Annotated in this window: 21 protein-coding genes, 1 tRNA gene and 1 rRNA gene; 18 read left to right on the top strand and 5 right to left on the bottom strand. The window is 69.2% G+C overall.

Translation table 11 applies throughout. The annotated features are described in order from the left end of the window. Positions 1 to 61: 61 nt before the first annotated feature. The 10 genes from BLP62_RS04750 (at position 62) to BLP62_RS04710 (ending at position 6,736) form a co-directional block, all read left to right on the top strand. Positions 62 to 247, top strand: a complete 186-nt coding sequence (locus BLP62_RS04750; RefSeq protein WP_241374143.1) for a hypothetical protein — start codon at positions 62 to 64, stop codon at positions 245 to 247. Positions 248 to 259: 12 nt separating this feature from the next. Further along, a complete protein-coding gene (locus BLP62_RS04745) occupies positions 260 to 1,162 on the top strand; it encodes a bifunctional DNA primase/polymerase (protein ID WP_093006373.1) in 903 nt (300 codons plus the stop codon). After that, entirely contained in the window at positions 1,155 to 3,074 is a 1,920-nt protein-coding gene (locus BLP62_RS14335) for a DNA primase (protein WP_093006371.1), read from the top strand. The genes BLP62_RS04745 and BLP62_RS14335 overlap by 8 nt, the downstream gene beginning before the upstream one ends. Then, the gene (locus BLP62_RS04735) at positions 3,071 to 3,688 is read left to right on the top strand and encodes a hypothetical protein (protein WP_093006369.1); all 618 of its coding nucleotides are present in this window, start codon (positions 3,071 to 3,073) and stop codon (positions 3,686 to 3,688) included. The genes BLP62_RS14335 and BLP62_RS04735 overlap by 4 nt, the downstream gene beginning before the upstream one ends. Next, a complete protein-coding gene (locus BLP62_RS13705) occupies positions 3,675 to 3,932 on the top strand; it encodes a hypothetical protein (RefSeq protein WP_093006367.1) in 258 nt (85 codons plus the stop codon). The genes BLP62_RS04735 and BLP62_RS13705 overlap by 14 nt, the downstream gene beginning before the upstream one ends. Before the next feature lie 281 nt (positions 3,933 to 4,213). Next, a complete protein-coding gene (locus BLP62_RS13995) occupies positions 4,214 to 4,474 on the top strand; it encodes a hypothetical protein (protein ID WP_241374144.1) in 261 nt (86 codons plus the stop codon). Further along, on the top strand, positions 4,443 to 4,742 hold the full coding sequence (locus BLP62_RS04720; protein ID WP_093006365.1) for a hypothetical protein: 300 nt from the start codon (positions 4,443 to 4,445) through the stop codon (positions 4,740 to 4,742). The genes BLP62_RS13995 and BLP62_RS04720 overlap by 32 nt, the downstream gene beginning before the upstream one ends. Before the next feature lie 463 nt (positions 4,743 to 5,205). After that, on the top strand, positions 5,206 to 5,439 hold the full coding sequence (locus BLP62_RS04715) for a hypothetical protein (protein WP_016328328.1): 234 nt from the start codon (positions 5,206 to 5,208) through the stop codon (positions 5,437 to 5,439). Then, entirely contained in the window at positions 5,429 to 5,560 is a 132-nt protein-coding gene (locus tag BLP62_RS14330) for a hypothetical protein (protein WP_276330181.1), read from the top strand. The genes BLP62_RS04715 and BLP62_RS14330 overlap by 11 nt, the downstream gene beginning before the upstream one ends. Next, on the top strand, positions 5,561 to 6,736 hold the full coding sequence (locus tag BLP62_RS04710) for a site-specific integrase (protein ID WP_093006363.1): 1,176 nt from the start codon (positions 5,561 to 5,563) through the stop codon (positions 6,734 to 6,736). It begins immediately after the preceding gene. A 77-nt stretch (positions 6,737 to 6,813) separates the two neighbouring features. Here BLP62_RS04710 and BLP62_RS04705 read toward each other — a convergent pair. After that, positions 6,814 to 6,888 (bottom strand) — tRNA-Val (locus tag BLP62_RS04705). Positions 6,889 to 6,978: 90 nt separating this feature from the next. Between BLP62_RS04705 and BLP62_RS04700 the strand changes: the two genes are divergently transcribed. Genes BLP62_RS04700 through BLP62_RS04685 form a run of 4 tightly spaced genes read left to right on the top strand, consistent with a single transcriptional unit; the run spans position 6,979 to position 9,636 of the window. Next, a complete protein-coding gene (locus BLP62_RS04700; protein ID WP_093006360.1) occupies positions 6,979 to 7,656 on the top strand; it encodes a response regulator transcription factor in 678 nt (225 codons plus the stop codon). Further along, positions 7,653 to 8,552: a sensor histidine kinase gene (locus tag BLP62_RS04695; protein ID WP_093006358.1), complete on the top strand. Its 900-nt coding sequence runs from the start codon at positions 7,653 to 7,655 to the stop codon at positions 8,550 to 8,552. The genes BLP62_RS04700 and BLP62_RS04695 overlap by 4 nt, the downstream gene beginning before the upstream one ends. A 14-nt stretch (positions 8,553 to 8,566) precedes the next feature. Then, positions 8,567 to 9,229 carry a phosphate signaling complex protein PhoU gene (gene phoU, locus BLP62_RS04690; protein WP_093006356.1) on the top strand — a complete coding sequence of 221 codons (663 nt, stop codon included), beginning with the start codon at positions 8,567 to 8,569 and terminating at the stop codon, positions 9,227 to 9,229. Beyond that, entirely contained in the window at positions 9,229 to 9,636 is a 408-nt protein-coding gene (locus tag BLP62_RS04685; protein WP_093006354.1) for an iron chaperone, read from the top strand. The genes phoU and BLP62_RS04685 overlap by 1 nt, the downstream gene beginning before the upstream one ends. A 24-nt stretch (positions 9,637 to 9,660) precedes the next feature. Here the strand turns inward: BLP62_RS04685 and prfB are convergent. Both prfB and murA read right to left on the bottom strand, forming a co-directional pair. Beyond that, a protein-coding gene (prfB, locus tag BLP62_RS04680) for a peptide chain release factor 2 (RefSeq protein WP_143004336.1) occupies positions 9,661 to 10,759 on the bottom strand; the annotation gives its coding sequence in 2 pieces (ribosomal slippage) (positions 9,661 to 10,707 and positions 10,709 to 10,759; 1,098 coding nt in all). Positions 10,760 to 10,853: 94 nt separating this feature from the next. Then, positions 10,854 to 12,152, bottom strand: coding sequence for a UDP-N-acetylglucosamine 1-carboxyvinyltransferase (gene murA, locus BLP62_RS04675; RefSeq protein WP_176758141.1), 1,299 nt, complete (start codon positions 12,150 to 12,152; stop codon positions 10,854 to 10,856). Positions 12,153 to 12,240: 88 nt separating this feature from the next. Here murA and BLP62_RS04670 point away from each other — a divergent pair, with 88 nt between their 5' ends. The 4 genes from BLP62_RS04670 to meaB are packed head-to-tail and all read left to right on the top strand — an operon-like array spanning position 12,241 to position 15,638. Further along, positions 12,241 to 12,453: a transcriptional regulator gene (locus tag BLP62_RS04670; protein ID WP_093006350.1), complete on the top strand. Its 213-nt coding sequence runs from the start codon at positions 12,241 to 12,243 to the stop codon at positions 12,451 to 12,453. A 1-nt stretch (position 12,454) separates the two neighbouring features. Continuing rightward, positions 12,455 to 14,272: a protein kinase domain-containing protein gene (locus BLP62_RS04665; protein ID WP_093006348.1), complete on the top strand. Its 1,818-nt coding sequence runs from the start codon at positions 12,455 to 12,457 to the stop codon at positions 14,270 to 14,272. A 4-nt stretch (positions 14,273 to 14,276) separates the two neighbouring features. Beyond that, positions 14,277 to 14,651 carry a RidA family protein gene (locus BLP62_RS04660; RefSeq protein ID WP_093006346.1) on the top strand — a complete coding sequence of 125 codons (375 nt, stop codon included), beginning with the start codon at positions 14,277 to 14,279 and terminating at the stop codon, positions 14,649 to 14,651. A gap of 30 nt (positions 14,652 to 14,681) precedes the next feature. Continuing rightward, the gene (gene meaB, locus BLP62_RS04655; RefSeq protein WP_093006344.1) at positions 14,682 to 15,638 is read left to right on the top strand and encodes a methylmalonyl Co-A mutase-associated GTPase MeaB; all 957 of its coding nucleotides are present in this window, start codon (positions 14,682 to 14,684) and stop codon (positions 15,636 to 15,638) included. Here meaB and BLP62_RS04650 read toward each other — a convergent pair. Together BLP62_RS04650 and BLP62_RS04645 are read right to left on the bottom strand one after the other, a co-directional pair. Further along, a complete protein-coding gene (locus BLP62_RS04650; RefSeq protein WP_093006342.1) occupies positions 15,597 to 16,055 on the bottom strand; it encodes an NUDIX hydrolase in 459 nt (152 codons plus the stop codon). The genes meaB and BLP62_RS04650 overlap by 42 nt on opposite strands. Before the next feature lie 94 nt (positions 16,056 to 16,149). Then, a 16S ribosomal RNA gene (locus BLP62_RS04645) occupies positions 16,150 to 17,666 on the bottom strand. Positions 17,667 to 17,701: the final 35 nt, after the last annotated feature.

Raw genomic sequence — 17,701 nt, 5'->3', positions numbered from 1 at the left:
TGAACAACCTTTCCGCCACCCTGGGGGCATGAACGCTCCTGGAAGGGCAAGACTGCTCACGGTGGCGGAACTTAGGGAGGCCCTGGGACCTGACAAGGTGGGGCGGGATTTGGCCTATGCGATTGCCCGCCGGTACGGGGTGCGACTTGGCAAGAGGCTCCTCGTGCCCTCCCGTGTGGTGGAGGCCATTCTGGAGGGGCGGCTGGAGGAGCTTGAAACCCCCGGGATGGGGCCCCGGGGGCGGTAGGGGGTGGCGTGGATGGTGCGTCTGAGCCCATCTTACCGCGCCGCCAAGGACTACGCCGCCCAAGGCTACAGCGTTTTACCTTTGGCCCCCGGGGAGAAGAGGCCCCACCCCCGGCTGGTGCCCCACGGCCTCAAGGAGGCCTCCCGGGACCCGGCCACCCTCGAGGCCTGGTGGCGGTCCTGCCCCGAGGCCGGGGTGGGGCTCTTGGCCCCGGAGGGGGTCTTGGTCCTGGACTTTGACGACCCCACGGCCTGGGGGGGGTTGAGGCAGGAGCACCCCGCCCTCGAGGCCGCCCCAAGGCAAAGGACTCCCAAGGGAGGGGTACACCTTTTCCTCCGGCTTCCCGAGGGAGTGAAGCTTTCCGCCAGCGTGCGGGTTTTGGAGGGGGTAGACCTCCGGGGCATGGGTCGGGCTTATGTGGTGGCCGCGCCTACCGGGCTCAAGGACGGGAGGGGCTACGAGTGGGAGGTGCCCCTGGTGAGGCCGGAGGGGCTTCCCCCGGTGCCCCGGGGCCTCCTCTTGAAGCTCCTCCCCCCGCCGCCTCCTCCTCCCAGGAGCGTGTGGACTCCCGAGGGGGGGACGAGCCCCAAGCGCCTGCAGGCCCTTCTCCAGGCCTACGCCGCCCAAGTGGCCCGCACCCCGGAGGGGCAGAGGCACAACACCCTCATCCGCTACGCCGTGGCCGCGGGGGGGCTAATCCCCCATGGACTCTCCCCGGAGGAGGCGGAAGAGGCCCTGGTAGCCGCCGCTATGCGGGCCGGGCTACCTGAGCGGGAGGCCCGGGATGCGGCGCGGTGGGGGCTGAGGGTAGGAGAGGCGAGGCCGCTCATCCTAGAGGACCCTCACCCCCTCCCCCCTCGGATGCGCTGGGCCTTGAACCGCCGGGCCCGGGCGAAGGGGGTGGCCCATGAGTGAGGCCATCCGCGCCATCTTGGAGGGCTTGGCCCCTGAGAACTGGGGCCGGGTCAGGCAGTCCCTCTTTGAGGCCATCGTGGAGGCGGGCCTGGACGCCGTGGAGGCGGAAGCCGTCTTGCGGGAGGCCGCCAAGCGGGTGGGGGCCACCCTGCAGGCGGTGCGGCTGGCCTGGCAGGACTTCTTGGGCCCCAAGAAGGAGGACGCCACCGCCGCCAAGGACGCCGTAGACCTGGCCCTGAAGGCCGGCCCTAAGCTCTGGCACACCCCCAGCAAGGAGGCCTGGGCCACCCTGCCCCGGGAGGGGCACGTGGAGCATCATCCCCTGCGGGGCAAGGAGTTTCGCACCTGGCTCGCCGGGCTCTACTACGCGGAAAGGGGCAAGCCTCTCTACGCCCAGGCCCTCCAAGACGCCCTGGCCGTCCTGGAGGCGAAGGCCCTCTTTGAGGGGGAGGAGCACGAGGTGCACACACGCCTGGCCGGGTGGGAGGGCAAGGTGTACCTGGACCTGGCCCGGCCCGATTGGAGCGTGGTGGAGGTAGACCCCTCGGGGTGGCGCATCATCCCGGCCCACGAGGCCCCGGTGCGTTTTCGCCGGGGACGGCACCAGAAGCCCCTCCCCCTCCCTGAGCGTGGCGGCAGTCTAGCCCCCCTCCTGGAACTCCTGCCCCTGAGGGAGCGCCGGGACGTGGCCCTGGTCCTGGGGTGGTTGGTGGGGGCCCTCTCCCCTCAAGGCCCGTACCCCATTCTGGTCCTGGCCGGGGAGAAGGGGGCGGGGAAGAGCACCGCCGCGAGGGTGCTCAAGGCCCTGGTGGACCCCCAGGAGGCCGCCCTACGGGCTGAGCCCAAGGACGTGGAGGCGCTGATGGTGGGCGCCAAGGGGTCCTGGGTACTGGCCTTTGACAACCTTTCCAAGATACCCACCTGGCTTTCGGACGCCCTATGCCGCCTTTCCACCGGGGGCGGGCTGGGCAAGAGGGAGCTTTACTCGGACTCGGAAGAGCACGTCCTGGAGGCGCAACGGCCCGTCATCCTCACGGGGATAGGTTTCGGCATCCTCCGGGACGACTTGGCCGACCGGGTGGCGATGGTCAACCTGGTGCGGCTGGAGGACGGGGAGCGCCGCCCCGAACGGGAGATTTGGGAGGCCTTTGCCCGGGCCCACCCCCAGGCCCTGGGGGCCCTCCTGGACGCCGTGGTCCTGGCCCTGAGGCGCTGGGAGGTGGCGCGGAAGGCCCTGCCCTCCTTGCCCCGCCTAGCCGATTGGGCCATCTGGGCTGAGGCCGCCGCCCCCGCCCTGGGCCTTGAGGCCGGGGAGGTGGTGGCGGCCTTCTACGCGGTGCAGGCCGGGCTCAACCAGGACCTTCTGGACAACGACCCCGTGGCCCAGGCCCTCCTCCTCTTCACCGCCGACTGGCCGGAGGGGCACCGGGCCGTGTTTTCCGCATCGGAACTCTTGGCCGCCCTGGAGGAGGCGATGGGCCTCAAGGACGCCCGGGTCAAGCCCGAAGGGTGGCCCCGCACCCCCGCCGGGCTGGGCAAACATCTTCCCCGCGTCCAGGCCGCCCTCCGGGGGGTGGGGCTGAAGGTGGAGGGGGTGCGGGACGCCCGGGTCAAGCGCCTCCTCTGGGTTTTAGAAAGGAGTAGCGGCACATCCCCCGCAACTCCCGCAACCCCCGTAACCCGGCTCCAGGACGACACTCCTGAGCGCGGGGGATGGAAGGGGCAACCCCCGCAACCCCCCGCACAACCCCCGCAATCCCCCGCAACCCCCGCACAACCCCCGCGCGTACTAAACGGCTCCAGGACGCCGTTTGCGGGAGATGCGGGGGATGCGGGAGATGATTCCCTCCTTCTTTCTAACCCCGGGGACGGGGGGACGTGGGAGGGCGAGGAGGGGGGTGAGTGGCTATGACCCTTGCCCTCCTCCACACCCTGCACGAGAACCCCTCCCTTGCCTTCCACCGCGTGGGAGAGGGGCTGAAGGTCATCCCCGCCGTCCCCCCTGAGGCCCGCCCCGCCCTGGCCCACTTCAAGACCGCCCTCCTCCAGGCCCTGGAGGACGGGGAGCGGGTGGAGGCCCGGGCCCTCCTCTCCCCCTGGAGGGTCCTCCCCCTTCTGGGCCACGCCCTGGGAGTGGAGGCCCCCCTGGTGCTGACCATCTACGCGAGGGAAGGTGATGAGCCCCGCCGCTACCTGGTGCCCCCGGGGGACCTGACCCCCTATTCGGCCTGGGCTAGCAAAAACTCTCCCCCGCCCTGGAGGCTCCACCTTTTCCCCACCACGGGGGGCTGGGCCCTGGACGTGCGGGGAGGCTGGGAGGTGGCCGTGGAAGCCCTGGCCGGGAGGACGCGCTACCTGCTCCTCCTTCCCGGCCCCGAGGCCCGGGCCTGGCTTGAGGCCGCCGGGAAGGGACTGGTCCGCCCTGAGGAGCTGAGCGTGTGGAGGCGAGGCGAAACGCCCTTCACGGCCAAGGGGTGGGACGAGGCCCTGGCCCGCCTGGAGGAGGTGGCCCATGCGGGCGGTTGACGCGGTGGCCAGGTACCTATGGGAACAAGGGGAAGAGCTGGACATCTACACGGACCCCGAGGAGCCCCCCGGCCACCTGGTGGTGCGGGAGGGGGACTATACCCGCGTCTTCTCGCCGGAGGAGGTGGTGGCCCTGGCCATCACCCTCTTGGCCATGGGGCTCATGGATGAGCGGGGCCGCCCTCTAAGGCGGGGGGATTTCGGTAGGGAGGTTAGACCTAGCGTTGTGGAGGTGAGCGCGTGAGCGAGCTCATGACCTTACTCCGGGAGGCCATAGGGGCAGGAAGGCGCGGCCCCCTCCCAGGGCAAGGCCGCGGCCCGGGGGAGCCCTGGGAGGGGCTGGTGGAGGAAACGCCCCAAGTGTGGGCGGTGTGGATTGCCGAGTATTGGCGAAGCAAAACACGCCGCCCCCTCCCCGAGGTGCCCCCTATCTGGTTGACCTACGCGGGGCAGGAAGTGCGGCTGGTGGGGGTGGAACGCCGCTTTGGGTATGAGTGGATGTTCCTGTGCCCGAGGTGCGGGGGAATGCGCCGGGTGCTCTTCCTGACTCGCCGGGGGCTCCTCTGCCGTAGGTGCGGGCGGCTGGGGTACCTCTCCCAGGCCAGGAGGAAGGAGCGGGCCCTGGAGCTGGGACTCCCCCTCTGGGGGAGGCGTATGCTGGGGGGTCTTTCCAAGGCCCTGGCCCAGGACCTAGCTCAGGACGTGCGGAAGGAGCTGGAAGACCTTTTCGCCAAGCTGAGCGTGGAGGTGAAGGATGAGGAAGACCAAGGAGCCCCCTTGGGTTGACCGCTACCTGAAGGCCAAGGCCAAGTGGGAAGAGGCCGAAGCGTGGCGGGAGCGGCTGGGCAGTCTAGCCCCTAGGGCTCTGGAAGTCCTGGAGGCGGTCCTGGATGAGGCAACGGGTCTTGACCCCGAGCGCCGGGCCAAGCTGGCCGTCCTGGTCCTCCGGTTAGCCATGAGCGCGTGGCCCGAGGAGGAGCCCAGCGCCACGCACTTCGCCCTGAAGGCGTCCCTGGAGGCATCACAGATTGGGGATGGGCGCTCTGAAACCTGAGGAAGGTGCGGCCCCTCCCGAGGTCCCCCCGGTGGAAGTGCGGCCAGAGGACCCCAGCCCCTTCCACGCGGTGGCGCGGTGGGTAGCCGCCATGTGGCCGTGGTGCCGGTTTGTGGGGATTACCCGCCACCGGTGGCCATACCTTGGGGGGATGGTCCTCCGGGAGGGCCATGACCTCGGGGCGTATGGGGTGGTCTGGACAGACACCCCGCGGACCATATGGGCGTGGGAACCTCGGGGTGGGGAGTAATACCCTCCCCTTCCCCGAGGGCCACCCTGGACGAGAACATCGTCCGCCACGAACTCACCGAGCTGGAGCGGGCGCGGCGCATGGCGGCGCGTGGGGGGCACCCCGGCCCGTATAACCGGGGTCCTTTTCCAGGGGGGGGACTCCCCTGCTATTGCGCGAAACCAATCTTTCGCGAATAAGGAGCACCCCATCTTCCGGTGCTAAGATGAAGGCATGCCGCGAGGGCAGAACCTGGACCGGGCAAGGCAACCCCGGGAGGAGCGGGCCCGGCTCCTCGGGGTGAAGCTTCTGGGGCCGGGAGAGGCGGCTCAAAGCTTCTGGGTGCGGGGGGAGAAGCCCGTGGTAGAGGCTTTCCGCCGCCTTCCCGCTGAGGAGCGCGGGAAGGTGGTCAAGGCGGGCCTCGAGGCCCTGGGCTACCTGAGGGGGGAGGAGCGCCGTGAACCTTAGGCGGCTGTGGTCCTGGCTTCGCTTCGCCAAGATGCTAGCCCGGGGCCGGGCCGGCAAGAGGTGGGCCATCCGCCGGGTGAAGTGGCTTTGGCGTGGCCGCAAGAGGAGGAGGTGGTGGTAAGTGAAGAGGCGGGGTAAGGGAGGCGGAAGCGTCTTCTACCACGAGGGCAAGGGGAAGTGGGTGGCCCAGCTCACCTGGGTAGACCCCGCCACGGGCCGGAAGGTCAAGCGGGAGAAGCATTGCGAAACCCGCAAGGAGGCCGAAAGGGCCCTGGCGGATATGGTGGCCGCCCAGGCCAAGGGGCTCCTCACCGACCCTTCCAGGCTCACCACGCGGGACTTCGCCCTGGAGTACCTGAAGCGCCTGGAGCGGGAGGGGCTTAGGCCGAACTCCATCCGCCTGGCCTTGGACGAGCTGGCCCACGCCCTCCCCTCCCTCAAGGACCCCAAGGCCCACGACCCCCTGGGCCGCATGCGGCTCCAGGAGGTGAAGCCGGTCCATGTGCGGGCCGCCGTGGACCGGGTGGTGGAAGCAGGCTACGCCCCCCGCACCGTGGGCCGGGTGCTCATGCGGCTCAAGGCCCTCTTCCGGGAGGCCCTACGGCTGGAACTGGTGGCCAGAAACCCCGCCGAAGCCGTGAAGGTGCGCCTGCCCAAGGGGGAGAAGGCGGCCAGGGCCCTGGAGCCCCACGAGGTGGCCCGGCTTCTGGAGGCCGCCGAAGCCTCCCGGTCCAAGGACATGGCCCTGCTCCTCCGGCTCATGCTGGAAACCGGGCTCCGCCGGGGCGAGGCCCTGGCCCTGCAATGGCGGGACATAGACCTGGAGGCCGGGGAGCTTACCGTGGGACGGGCTTGGGTAAAGGTGGCCGGAAGGGGAGCCTTCTCCGAGCCCAAGACCCCCACGGCCAAGCGCAAGGTGCCCTTGCCCCGTGGCCTCCTCCTTCGCCTGAAGGCCCGGAGGGAGGAGCTTCTGGCAAGGCTCACCCCGGAGGAGGTGGACGGGCTCTTCCTGGTGGGCGGGGTAAAGCCCGTGGATCCGGACGCGTTCAACCACTACCTGCGCCGCCTGGCGGAAAGGGCGGGCCTGGGCCGGGTGAGGGTGCACGACCTCAGGCACACCTGGGCCACCCTGGCCCTCTCCCGGGGCGTGCCCCTGGAGGTGGTGAGTGAGCGGCTGGGCCACGCCAGCCCCACCATCACCCTGAATGTGTACCGCCACCTTCTGGAGGAGGAGCGCCGGGGGTGGGTGCTGGACCTGGAAGAACTTCTCTACCCCGCCCCCCGCGCCCAAGCCTGAACGGATAGACCGGCTGATAAACCGGCTAAAGGGTTTCCCCCCACGCTACCGTGGGGGGAAGCTTTGCGTCCTGGAGCTGGTGGGCGGCGTAGGACTTGAACCTACGACCTCTCGCGTGTGAGGCGAGCGCTCTTCCGCTGAGCTAGCCGCCCTAGCCTCTAGAAGGCTAGCACGGGACCCTTAGGCCTGTCAAGCAAAGCTTTCTGACCGAAACCTGACAGAACCCCATCTAGACTAGAAGCGTGGCCACGGTGCTCCTGGTGGAGGACGAACCCGCGGTGCGCTTGGGGGTGCGCCTGGCCTTGGAACGGGCGGGACACAGGGTCCTCGAGGCCTCCCGGGCCCAGGAGGCCTGGGACCTCCTCAAGGAGGCCGAGGCGGTGGTCCTGGACTGGATGCTCCCCGACGAGCCGGGCACCCGGCTCCTGGAAAGGATGCGCCAGGGCCCCTACCCAACCCTCCCCGTCCTCATGCTCACCGCCCGGGCCGAGGTGCGGGACCGGGTGGAGGGGCTTTCCCGCGGGGCGGACGACTACCTGGTGAAGCCCTTCGCCACCGAGGAGCTTCTGGCCCGCCTCGAGGCCCTCCTGCGCCGGGCGGGCAAGCGGAAGGTCCTCAAGAGGGGGCCCCTCCTTCTGGACCTGGAGCGCCTGGAGGCGAGCCTGGAAGGGCGGCCCCTCCCCCTCACCCGGCGGGAGTTTGAGCTTTTGGCCTTCCTGGCCCAGCGCCCGGGCCGGGTCTACACCCGGGAGGAGCTTCTGGAGGCCGTGTGGGGCCAGGACTTCCTGGGCACCCCCAGGACCGTGGACCAGCACATCCTCCAGCTACGGGAAAAGCTCGGGGAAGACCCCAAGGCCCCCCGCTTCCTGGAAACGGTGCGGGGGGTGGGGTACCGGTTTAGGGAGGCGGAAGAAGGGTGAAGCCCCACGAGGCCCTGGCCGAAGCCTGGGAGGAGGCCCTGGAGGGCCTGGTCCTCCACGAGAACCGCCAGGTGGTCTACCTCAACCCCAAGGCCGCCCAGCTCCTCGGGGTGAACCGGGAGCGGGTGGTGGGCCGCCCCCTCCTCCTGGCCCTGAGGGACCACCGCCTCGAGGCCCTGGCCCTCCACGGCGGGGAGAGGCTTTTGGAGGTGCGGGGCCTGTGGCTTCGGGCCAAAGCCCTTCCGGGAAGGCTCTACCTCCTGGACGAAAGCGAGGCCAAGAGGCGCCTCCGGGCCCTGGAGGAGGCCACCCAGACCCTAGCCCACGAGCTCCGCACCCCCCTTTCCGGCATGGGCCCCCTCCTGGAGGTCCTCACCCCCAAGACCCCCCAGGAAAAGGAGGTCCTCGCCCTCCTCAAGGCCGAGGTGGCCCGCCTCGCCCAACTGGTGGAAGCCCTCTCCCCCATCCGGCCCGGCCCCCGGCGCCCCGTGGCCCTGGCGGAGCTCTGGCCGAGGCTGGAGGGCCTGCTTCGGGAAAGGCTTAGGGGGCGGAAGGTGGAGGTGGCCCTTCCCCACACCTTCCTCACCGACCCGGAAAGCCTTTTGCAAATCCTCCTCAACCTCCTGGATAACGCCCTCAAGTACGGCCAAGACCCCATCCGCCTCGTCTCCCGGGAGGAAGGGGGCAAGGGCTTGGTGGAAGTGTGGGACGCGGGGCCTCCCCTTCCCGACTATGAGGCCCTCTTCCTCCCGGGAAAGCGGGGAAGCGTGGAGGTGAAGGGGCAGGGGCTAGGCCTCTACCTGGTCCGCCGCCTGGCCCAGGCCCTGGGGGGCGAGGCCTACGCCAGGCGGGAAGGCGAGGCCAACGTCTTCGGGGTCCGCCTTCCCCTAGACTGAGGAAAGGAGGCGAGATGCGCGAAGCCTTGGACAAAGCCTTGAACGAGCTCGTGGAGGAGAGCCTCAGGATGCTCTCCCTGGTGCGCCAGATGACCCAGGAGGCCACCCAGGCCCTGGTGGAGGGCAACCGGGCCCTGGCCGAGGGGGTAATCGCCCGGGACAAAGAGGTGGACGCCCTGGAGCTCAAGGTGGAGAACCAGGCCATCACCCTCATCGCCCGCCACCAGCCCGTGGCCACGGACCTCCGCCTCATCTTCACCGTCATCAAGGCCCTCACCGACCTGGAAAGGGCCGGGGACTACGCCATGCACGTGGCCGAAGACGCCCTCCTCCTCTCCCAGGAGCCCCCCCTCAAGCGCTACGTCACCCTCCCCGAGATGGGCCGCAGGCTCTTGGAGATGATGGACACCCTGAGCAAGGCCGTGGCCGAGCGGGACCCCGAGCTCGCCCGCGCCGTCATCCGCATGGACGACGGGGTGGACGGGCTCTACGAGGAGGTGAGCCGGGAGCTCGTCACCTACATGATGGAAGACCCCCGCACCATCACCAAGGCCCTCACCCTGATGCGGGTGGCCCGAAGCTACGAACGGCTTGGGGACCACCTGGAGAACATCGCCGAAAGGGTCATCTACTGGCTCACCGGGGAGGTGTACAAGACCCCGGAGGACGTCTACTAATGGGACGGGCCAAGCCCACCCCCGAAGAGAAAGCGGCCCTAAAAGCGCGCCTTCAAGAGCGCGAGAGGATCCAAGGAGAGGACGCGGTCCTGGCTCAGGTGAGGGCGTGGCCCGAGCCCGACCGCTCGCTCTTCCTGGAGCTCCACGCCTTGGTCCGGACCGAAGCCCCAGGGCTCACGCCGAGGCTCTGGTACGGGATGCCTGCCTACGCCGAGAAGGGCCGGGTCCTTTGCTTCTTCCAACCCGCCCACAAGTTCCATACCCGCTACGCCACCTTGGGTTTCACCGACCAAGCCCGCCTAGATGAGGGGGTCCTCTGGCCCGTGGCCTTTGCCCTCACCCGGATCACCCCAGAGGAGGCGGAAAAGATACGGGCCCTCCTGCGCCGGGCCTTGGGCGGGGGGTAAAGGCCCGAAAAGACCCTTTGCGCTCTATTCCGCCTCCACCTCCTCCGCCCCCTGGCGGCGGCCCGCCTTCCACTCCAGGCCGGCCCAGATGAAGTCCAGGAGGTCCCCGTCCAGCACGTTCTGGGGGTCAAAGCGCATGAGGCCCGTGCGGTGGTCCTTCACGTACTGCTTGTCCAGGACGTAGCTGCGGATCTGGCTTCCCCACTCAATGGGGCGGACCTCCCCGCGGAGCTTCTGGAGCTCCTCCTGCTTCTTCTTCCACTCCAGCTCAAAGAGTCTGGAGCGGAGGACCTTCATGGCCAGCTCCTTGTTCTTGATCTGGCTCCTCGTGGTCTGGCAGGTGACGGTGATCCCCGTGGGCAGGTGGACGATGCGCACCGCCGAGTCCGTGGTGTTCACCCCCTGGCCCCCGTGCCCTTGGGAGCGGAAGACGTCTATGCGCAGGTCCTCGGGCCGGATCACCACCTCCACGGTGTCGTCCACCTCGGGCATGACCTCCACCCCGGCGAAGGAGGTGTGGCGGCGGCCCGAGGCGTCAAAGGGGGAAGGGCGCACCAGGCGGTGCACCCCCGCCTCCGGGGAAAGGAGCCCGTAGGCGTTCTCCCCCTTGATGAGGATCTGGGCGTAGTCAATGCCCGCCTCGGGCCCCGGGGTGAGGTCCACCACCTCCACCTGGAAGCCTTGGCGCTCGGCGAAGCGGGTGTACATGCGGAGGAGCATCTCCGCCCAGTCGCAGGCCTCCGTCCCCCCGGCCCCAGGCTGGATGGTGAGGATGGCGTTCTTCTCGGCGTGGGGGAAGTTGAGGAGGGTCTGATGGTAGAGCTCCTCAAGTTTCTTGGCCGCCTCTTCCAGCTCGGGCCTAAGCTCCTCCCGCTCCGGGGCGGGAAGCTCCTCCCAAAGCTCCATAAGCCCTTGGAGGTCGCTCTCCAGGGAGCGGAAGGTGTCCACCGTGCGCCGGAGGCGGGCGGCCTCCTGGCTCACCTGGCGGGCCGTTTCGGGGTCGTTCCAGAGGGAGGGGTCCTCGAGGCGCCCCTCCAGCTCCTTTAGACGGGCTTCCTTTTGGGGGATGTCAAAGATACCCCCTGAGGCCTTCCAAGCGTTGGGCGAGGCGTTCCAGGTCCATACCTCCACCAGGGTAGCAGATTGCCAAAGGGTCTGCAAGGCAGGTTGATATGGCGGAACTCAATTCCTGTAAAGCACCCGACAGGGAGCCCAACTCAGTCGGCGGCCACGGCCAGGGGGCTTTCCTGGAGGAAGACCCTGGCCCCCAGGGCCTGGAGCCTTTCCGGGAGGTGCTCGTAGCCCCGCTCCAGGAAGTAGACGCCCTCAATCTCCGAAACCCCTTCGGCGCTCAGGGCCGCCACCACCAAAGCCCCCCCGGCCCGGATGTCCAGGGCCTTGACCTGGGCCCCGTGCAGGCGCCTGCCGTGGATGAGGAGGGTGCGGTCCTTCAGGTAAAGCTCCGCCCCCATGCGGGCCAGCTCCCCCACGTGGGTGAAGCGGTCGGGGTAGACCCGGTCGGACACGGCGCTCTGCCCGGAGACCGTGGCCAGGTAGGCGGTGACGATGGGCTGGAGGTCCGTGGGAAAGCCCGGGTACTCCCGGGCCTCCACCTGGAAGGGAATGGGGTCGGGGGTGGCGGTGAAGCGCACCCAGTCGGCCCCCACCTCGAGGCGGTGCCCTGAGCTCTGAAGCTTGTCCAGGAGGGCGTCCAGGTGGTCGGGGCGGACCTCGGTGAGGGTGAGGCTTCCCCGGGTGGCCGCCGCCGCCAGGAGGTAGGTGCCCGCCTCTATGCGGTCGGGGATGACGCGGTAGGTGCCCCCACCCAGGCGCTTGGCCCCCCGCACGTGGAGCACCGCCCCGCCCAGGCCCCGCACCTCCACCCCCAGCATCTCCAAGAAGCGCCCCAGGTCCTCAACCTCCGGCTCCATGGCCGCCTGGACCAAGGTGGCCTCCCCTCCCAGGGCCACGGCCAGCATGGCCTGCTCCGTGCCGCCCACGGTGGGCAGGTCAAAGACCACCCGCCCCGATAGGGGCCGGGTCCTCCGGGCGTAGAACTCCCCCCCCTCCTCCACCACCTCGGCCCCCAGGGCCTTCAGGGCCTTCACGTGCTGGTCCACGGGCCTGGCGCCGAAGGCGCACCCCCCGGGCAGGGAGATCCTGGCCTCCCCCACCCGGGCGAGGAGCGCCCCCCAGACGATGAAGCTCGCCCGCATCTGGCCCACGAGCTCAAAGGGGGCGTGGGTACTCTTGATCTCGGGGGTGTGAAGGTGCAAGGCCCGGCCCTCCCAGGCGTACCGGGTGCCCAGGTGGGCGAGGAGTTCCAGCATCACCTCCACGTCCCGGAGCTTGGGCACCTCCAGGAGGGTGATGGGCTCAGGGGTGAGGAGGCTTGCCGCCAGGATGGGGAGGGCGGCGTTCTTGGCGGGGTAGACCCGCACCTCCCCGGAAAGGGGCACCCCCCCTTCCACCCGCAGAACCCTCCGGCCTCCCTTGCCCTGTTCGGGGTGCATCATACACACCTTACTCAAGGGCAGCATAAGGCGCAAAAAGCGCATTGTCAAGCAGATGGGCCTCCTGCTACACTAGGGCCCAAGGAGCGGTATGCCGAAGAGGGAGAAGAAGCGGTTGCAGGTGGTCATCTCCGAGGAGCAGGACGCCCTCCTCACCCGGGCCGCCTACGCCCTCTCCAGCCCCGAGCGCCTGGTCTCCAAGTCGGAGGTGGTGCGCCTGGCCATCGCCAAGATCGTCCAGGAGCTGGAGGAGGGCAAGGAGGAGCTGGCCGAACTCCTGAAGCGCCTGGAGCCGGAAGAATAGAATGGCCCCCGTGGTCCTGGGCGGACGGTACCGCCTCGAGGCCCCCCTGGGCTCCGGGGGCATGGCCGAGGTCTGGCGGGCGGTGGACGAGCGCCTGGGGCGCAAGGTGGCGGTGAAGCTCCTCCACCCCCGGGCCCTTCCCCCGGAGCGGGAGCGGTTTTTGCTGGAGGTGCGGGCCCTCTCCCGCCTCTTCCACCCCGGCATCGTCCAGGTTCTGGACCTGGGGGAGGAGGAGGGCAGGCCCTACTTCGTCATGGAGCTGGTGGAGGGGGGAAGCTTTGACCGCCTGGGCCCCTTTGAGGAGGGGCTCGAGGGGGAGCGCATCCTGGAAGCGGCCCAGAAGGTCATGGAGGCCCTGGCCCACCTCCACACCCAGGGCATCCTCCACCGGGACCTCACCCCCAAGAACATCCTCCTCACCCGGGAGGGCCACCCCAAGGTGATGGACTTCGGCCTGGCCTACCTCCTGCAGGAAAGCCGCCACCTCACCCGCACGGGCTACACCCTGGGCACCCCCACCTACATGGCCCCCGAGCAGGCCAAGGGCCTCCCCTTGACCCCCAAGGCCGACCTCTACAGCTTCGGGGCGGTGCTCTACCGGACCCTCACCGGCAAGCCCCCCTTTGAGGGGGAAAACGACCAGGCGGTCCTCTTCCAGCACGTCTACGAGGAGCCCAAGCCCCCAGAGGCCCTGAACCCGGCCGTGCCCCGGGCCGTGGGGGAGGCGGTCTTGGCCCTCCTCGCCAAGCATCCCGAGGAGCGCCCCTCCCACCCTGCCCTCTTCCAGGGGGTCTTGGAGGACTTCCGGGCCCTCCGCCTGGCCACCCCGAGGGCCGGGGCCAGCCGCTCGGGCCACTACCCCTTAGGCCCCGAGCCCAGGCGCCTGGCCCTCAAGGGCCGGCTGGACCTGGGGGGGGAGGCGGCCTGGCCGGGGGAGATGGTCTACGCCGGGGGGCGGGTGTACCTCGGGGTGGGGAAAAGCCTGGCGGAGGTGGACCTCCTCACGGGGGAGGTGCGCCACCAAAGCCTCCCCGAGGAGGCTTCCTCTCCTCCCGTGGTGCGGGGCGGGGTGTACGTGGGAAGCTGGGACGGCAAGGTGCGCCGCTTCCGGGGCCGGGCCCTGGAGTGGACCGCGGAAACCCGGGCCGAGGTCACCGCGAGCCCCCTGGTCCTGGGGGAGCGGGTCTACGTGGCCAGCCGGGACGGCACCCTCTACGCCTACGAGAAGGACCGGCCCCTCTTCCGCTTCCACGCCGGGGGGCACCTCTCCGCAAGCCCCACCTTCTACCGGGGCCTGCTCTTCGTGGGCTCCGAGGACGGGTGGCTTTACGCCCTGGACCCGGCCACGGGGGCCCTGCGCTACAAGGTGCGCACCGGCCCCATCCACGCCCCGGCGGCCGCCCAGGGGGGGGTGCTCTTCATCCCCACCTGGCGGGGAGAGGTCTACGCCTTTGACCCCTTGACCCGGGAGACCCTCTGGAACGTGGAGCTGGAGGAGGAGCTTTGGGGCGGGCTCGCCCTGGACGAGGCCCGGGTGTACGTGGCCGCCTGGGACGGGGTCCTGCGGGCCCTGGACCGGGCCACGGGGGAGGAGGCGTGGAGCCTCGAGGTGGGCAAGGTCACCGCCGGGCTGAGCTACGCCGCGGGGCACCTCTTCCTGGCCACGGAGGAGGGGCGCTTCCTGGCCGTGGACCAGAAGGGCCAGGTGGTCTTTGAGGCCACGGGCCTGGGCGCGGTCCAGGTGCCCCCCCTTCCCCTGCCCCAGGAGGTGCTGGTGGTCAACGTCCTCGGGCAGCTCTACCGCTTTGGCGTAGGATGAGGCCATGGAAGCCGTCCAGACCCACCTCGCCCCTCAGGCCATCGGCCCCTACTCCCAGGCGGTGCGGGCCGGAGGGTTCCTCTTCGTCTCCGGCCAGATCCCCCTCACCCCCGAAGGCCTCCTGGTGGAGGGGGACATCCGTGCCCAGACGGAGCGGGTGATGGAGAACCTGAAGGCCGTCCTGGAGGCCGCCGGGTCGGGCCTCCACCGGGTGGTGCAGACCACCTGTTTCCTCGCCGACATGGAGGACTTCCCCGGCTTCAACGAGGTCTACGCCCGCTACTTCTCCCCCCCTTACCCCGCCCGGGCCACGGTGGCCGTGAAGGCCCTGCCCCGGGGGGTGCGGGTGGAGGTGGCCTGCGTGGCCCTGGCGGAATAGGGGCCCTGCCCGAGGGCGTAGAATGGCGGCATGGCGGAGGCGTGGACCAGCCAGGCCGAGGAACTGGAGCGCCGCTTCCAAAAAGGGGACACCCGGGCCCTGGCCCGGGCCCTGACCCTGGTGGAATCGGGCCACCCCGTGGGCCAGGCCCTCCTCAAGCGGGTGCGCGGCCAAGGCCGGGCCAAGGTGGTGGGGATCACGGGAAGCCCGGGGGCCGGGAAGAGCGCCCTCACCGACCGCCTGATCCTGGAGGCCAGGAGGCGGGGGGAGCGGGTGGGGGTCTTGGCCGTGGACCCCTCCAGCCCCTTCACGGGAGGGGCCATCCTGGGGGACCGGATCCGCATGATGCGCCACCACCAAGACCCCGGGGTCTACATCCGCTCCCTGGCCTCCCGGGGGGCCTTGGGAGGCCTGGCCGGGGCTGCGGTGGCCGCCTTGAACCTCCTGGAAGCCTTTGGCTTTGACCGCATCTTCGTGGAAACCGTGGGCGTGGGGCAGAGCGAGGTGGACATCGCCCGGGTGGCCGACACCACCCTCCTCGTCCTCACCCCCGCGGCCGGGGACGCGGTGCAGGCCTTCAAGGCGGGGGTCATGGAGATCGCCGACCTCTTCGCCGTGAACAAGTTTGACCTGCCCGGGGGGGAAAGGCTCATCCAGGAGCTGAAGAGCGCCCTGGAACTCTCCCCGCCCCGCCCCGGGGGGTGGCGCCCCCCCATCTTCCCCACGGTGGCGGCCACCGGGGAAGGCGTGGAGGCCCTTTTTGAGGGCCTCGAGGCCCACCACCGCCACCTCTTGGAGCACGGCCTCCTGGAGGCCCACCGCCTGGAGCGGGCCCGCTTTGAGGTGGAAAGCGTCATCCAGGAGTGGGGGCGCCGCAAAACCCAAGGCGCCGGGGAGCTGGTGGCCGCGGTGGCCCGGGGGGAGGTCTCCCCCGAGGAGGCGGCCCTACGCCTTCTTGGCCCGGAAGCGGAGGAGCGCCTTGCGTAGCATCTCCCGCTCGTTGGGGTAGGAGAGGCGCTCCAAGGCCTCGGAAACGGGCAGAAAGTAGGCGTCTTCCACCTCGGAAAGCTGGGGCCTGGGCTCGCCCCCGCGGTAGGCCATGAGGAAGTAGTGCACCTCCTTGCTCACGGTCACAGGCTCCTCCCCCTCCTTCACCGTGAAGTAGTAGCGCACTTTGCCCAAAGGGGCGAGCACCGCCGCCTCCACCCCCGTCTCCTCCCGGACCTCCCGCACCGCGGTCTCGGGGTAGCGCTCCCCCGGCTCCACCTGCCCCTTGGGCAGGGTGACCACCCGCCCCCCCTTCAGGGAAACCACCAGCACCTCGGGGGGGTCCTTCCGCAAAACCACGCCCCCCGCGGAGACCACCCGCCTCCTGGCCCTTTGCGCCTGCCGCTTCCTGCGCACCTTCGCCTCGCCTCCGGGCAAAAAAAAGGGGCGCCCGAAGGCGCCCCCAAGGGATCCGGAAAAGGGGAGAGCGCAAGGCCCTTTAGCTCCTTAGAAAGGAGGTGATCCAGCCGCACCTTCCGGTACAGCTACCTTGTTACGACTTCGCCCCAGTCACGGGCCCTACCCTCGGCGCCTGCCCTAAGGCTCCCGGCGACTTCGGGTAGAACCCGCTCCCATGGCGTGACGGGCGGTGTGTACAAGGCCCGGGAACGTATTCACCGCGGCATGGCTGATCCGCGATTACTAGCGATTCCGGCTTCATGGGGTCGGGTTGCAGACCCCAATCCGAACTACGCCCACCTTTTTGCGATTCGCTCCCCGTCACCAGGTCGCATCGCTCTGTAGTGGGCATTGTAGCACGTGTGTCGCCCAGGCCGTAAGGGCCATGCTGACCAGACGTCGTCCCCGCCTTCCTCCCGCTTTCGCAGGCAGTCCCGTTAGAGTGCCCGGCTAAACCGCTGGCAACTAACGGCAGGGGTTGCGCTCGTTGCGGGACTTAACCCAACATCTCACGACACGAGCTGACGACGGCCATGCAGCACCTGTGCTAGGGCTCCCCTCGCAGGGCACCCCAGGCTTTCACCTAGGTCCCCTAGCATGTCAAGGCCTGGTAAGGTTCTTCGCGTTGCTTCGAATTAAACCACATGCTCCACCGCTTGTGCGGGCCCCCGTCAATTCCTTTGAGTTTCAGCCTTGCGGCCGTACTCCCCAGGCGGCGCGCTTAACGCGTTGGCTTCGGCCCCCAGCAAACCCAGAGACCTAGCGCGCATCGTTTAGGGCGTGGACTACCCGGGTATCTAATCCGGTTTGCTCCCCACGCTTTCGCGCCTCAGCGTCACAAGTGGACCAGGTGGCTGCCTTCGCCATCGGCGTTCCTCCCGGTATCTGCGCATTTCACCGCTACTCCGGGAATTCCACCACCCTCTCCCACCGTCTAGCCTGAGCGTATCCCACGCTCCCCCACGGTTGAGCCGTGGTCTTTCACATGGGACGCCCCAGGCCGCCTACACGCCCTTTACGCCCAGTAAATCCGGGTAACGCTCGCGCCCTCCGTATTACCGCGGCTGCTGGCACGGAGTTGGCCGGCGCTATTACCCCGGTACCGTCAGCCCCCTCATCAGGGATTTCGTCCCGGGTTCAGGAGTTTACACCCCGAAGGGCTTCCTCCTCCAAGCGGCGTCGCTCCGTCAGGCTTGCGCCCATTGCGGAAGATTCCTAACTGCTGCCTCCCGTAGGAGTGGGGCCCGTGTCTCAGTGCCCCTGTGGCCGGCCATCCTCTCAGACCGGCTACCCGTCGTCGCCTTGGTGGGCCTTTACCCCACCAACTAGCTGATGGGACGCGGGCCCATCCGGAAGCGGGTATGACCCCTTTGAACACACCCCAAAGAGCGCGTCCACATGGGGGATTAGCCCGGGTTTCCCCGGGTTGTCCCCCTCTTCCGGGTAGGTCACCCACGCGTTACTCACCCGTCCGCCGCTGACCGTGAGAATCCCCACGGCCCGCACGACTTGCATGTCTTAGGCACGCCGCCAGCGTTCACCCTGAGCCAGGATCAAACTCTCCAAAGAAAAACGCCTAAAAGGCGTTGGGTGCTTGCGTTTGG

The organism is Thermus arciformis, assembly GCF_900102145.1.
GTDB classification, from domain to species: domain Bacteria; phylum Deinococcota; class Deinococci; order Deinococcales; family Thermaceae; genus Thermus; species Thermus arciformis.
This window is presented reverse-complemented; position numbering and strand designations above follow the sequence as displayed.

Coding starts and splice junctions, on each gene's coding strand:
- BLP62_RS04745 (WP_093006373.1), top strand. CDS start 260: ATGGTGCGTCTGAGCCCATCTTACCGCGCCGCCAAGGACTACGCCGCC.
- BLP62_RS14335 (WP_093006371.1), top strand. CDS start 1,155: ATGAGTGAGGCCATCCGCGCCATCTTGGAGGGCTTGGCCCCTGAGAAC.
- BLP62_RS04735 (WP_093006369.1), top strand. CDS start 3,071: ATGACCCTTGCCCTCCTCCACACCCTGCACGAGAACCCCTCCCTTGCC.
- BLP62_RS13705 (WP_093006367.1), top strand. CDS start 3,675: ATGCGGGCGGTTGACGCGGTGGCCAGGTACCTATGGGAACAAGGGGAA.
- BLP62_RS13995 (WP_241374144.1), top strand. CDS start 4,214: ATGCGCCGGGTGCTCTTCCTGACTCGCCGGGGGCTCCTCTGCCGTAGG.
- BLP62_RS04720 (WP_093006365.1), top strand. CDS start 4,443: ATGAGGAAGACCAAGGAGCCCCCTTGGGTTGACCGCTACCTGAAGGCC.
- BLP62_RS04715 (WP_016328328.1), top strand. CDS start 5,206: ATGCCGCGAGGGCAGAACCTGGACCGGGCAAGGCAACCCCGGGAGGAG.
- phoU (WP_093006356.1), top strand. CDS start 8,567: ATGCGCGAAGCCTTGGACAAAGCCTTGAACGAGCTCGTGGAGGAGAGC.
- BLP62_RS04685 (WP_093006354.1), top strand. CDS start 9,229: ATGGGACGGGCCAAGCCCACCCCCGAAGAGAAAGCGGCCCTAAAAGCG.
- murA (WP_176758141.1), bottom strand. CDS start 12,152: ATGATGCACCCCGAACAGGGCAAGGGAGGCCGGAGGGTTCTGCGGGTG.
- BLP62_RS04670 (WP_093006350.1), top strand. CDS start 12,241: ATGCCGAAGAGGGAGAAGAAGCGGTTGCAGGTGGTCATCTCCGAGGAG.
- BLP62_RS04665 (WP_093006348.1), top strand. CDS start 12,455: ATGGCCCCCGTGGTCCTGGGCGGACGGTACCGCCTCGAGGCCCCCCTG.
- BLP62_RS04660 (WP_093006346.1), top strand. CDS start 14,277: ATGGAAGCCGTCCAGACCCACCTCGCCCCTCAGGCCATCGGCCCCTAC.
- meaB (WP_093006344.1), top strand. CDS start 14,682: ATGGCGGAGGCGTGGACCAGCCAGGCCGAGGAACTGGAGCGCCGCTTC.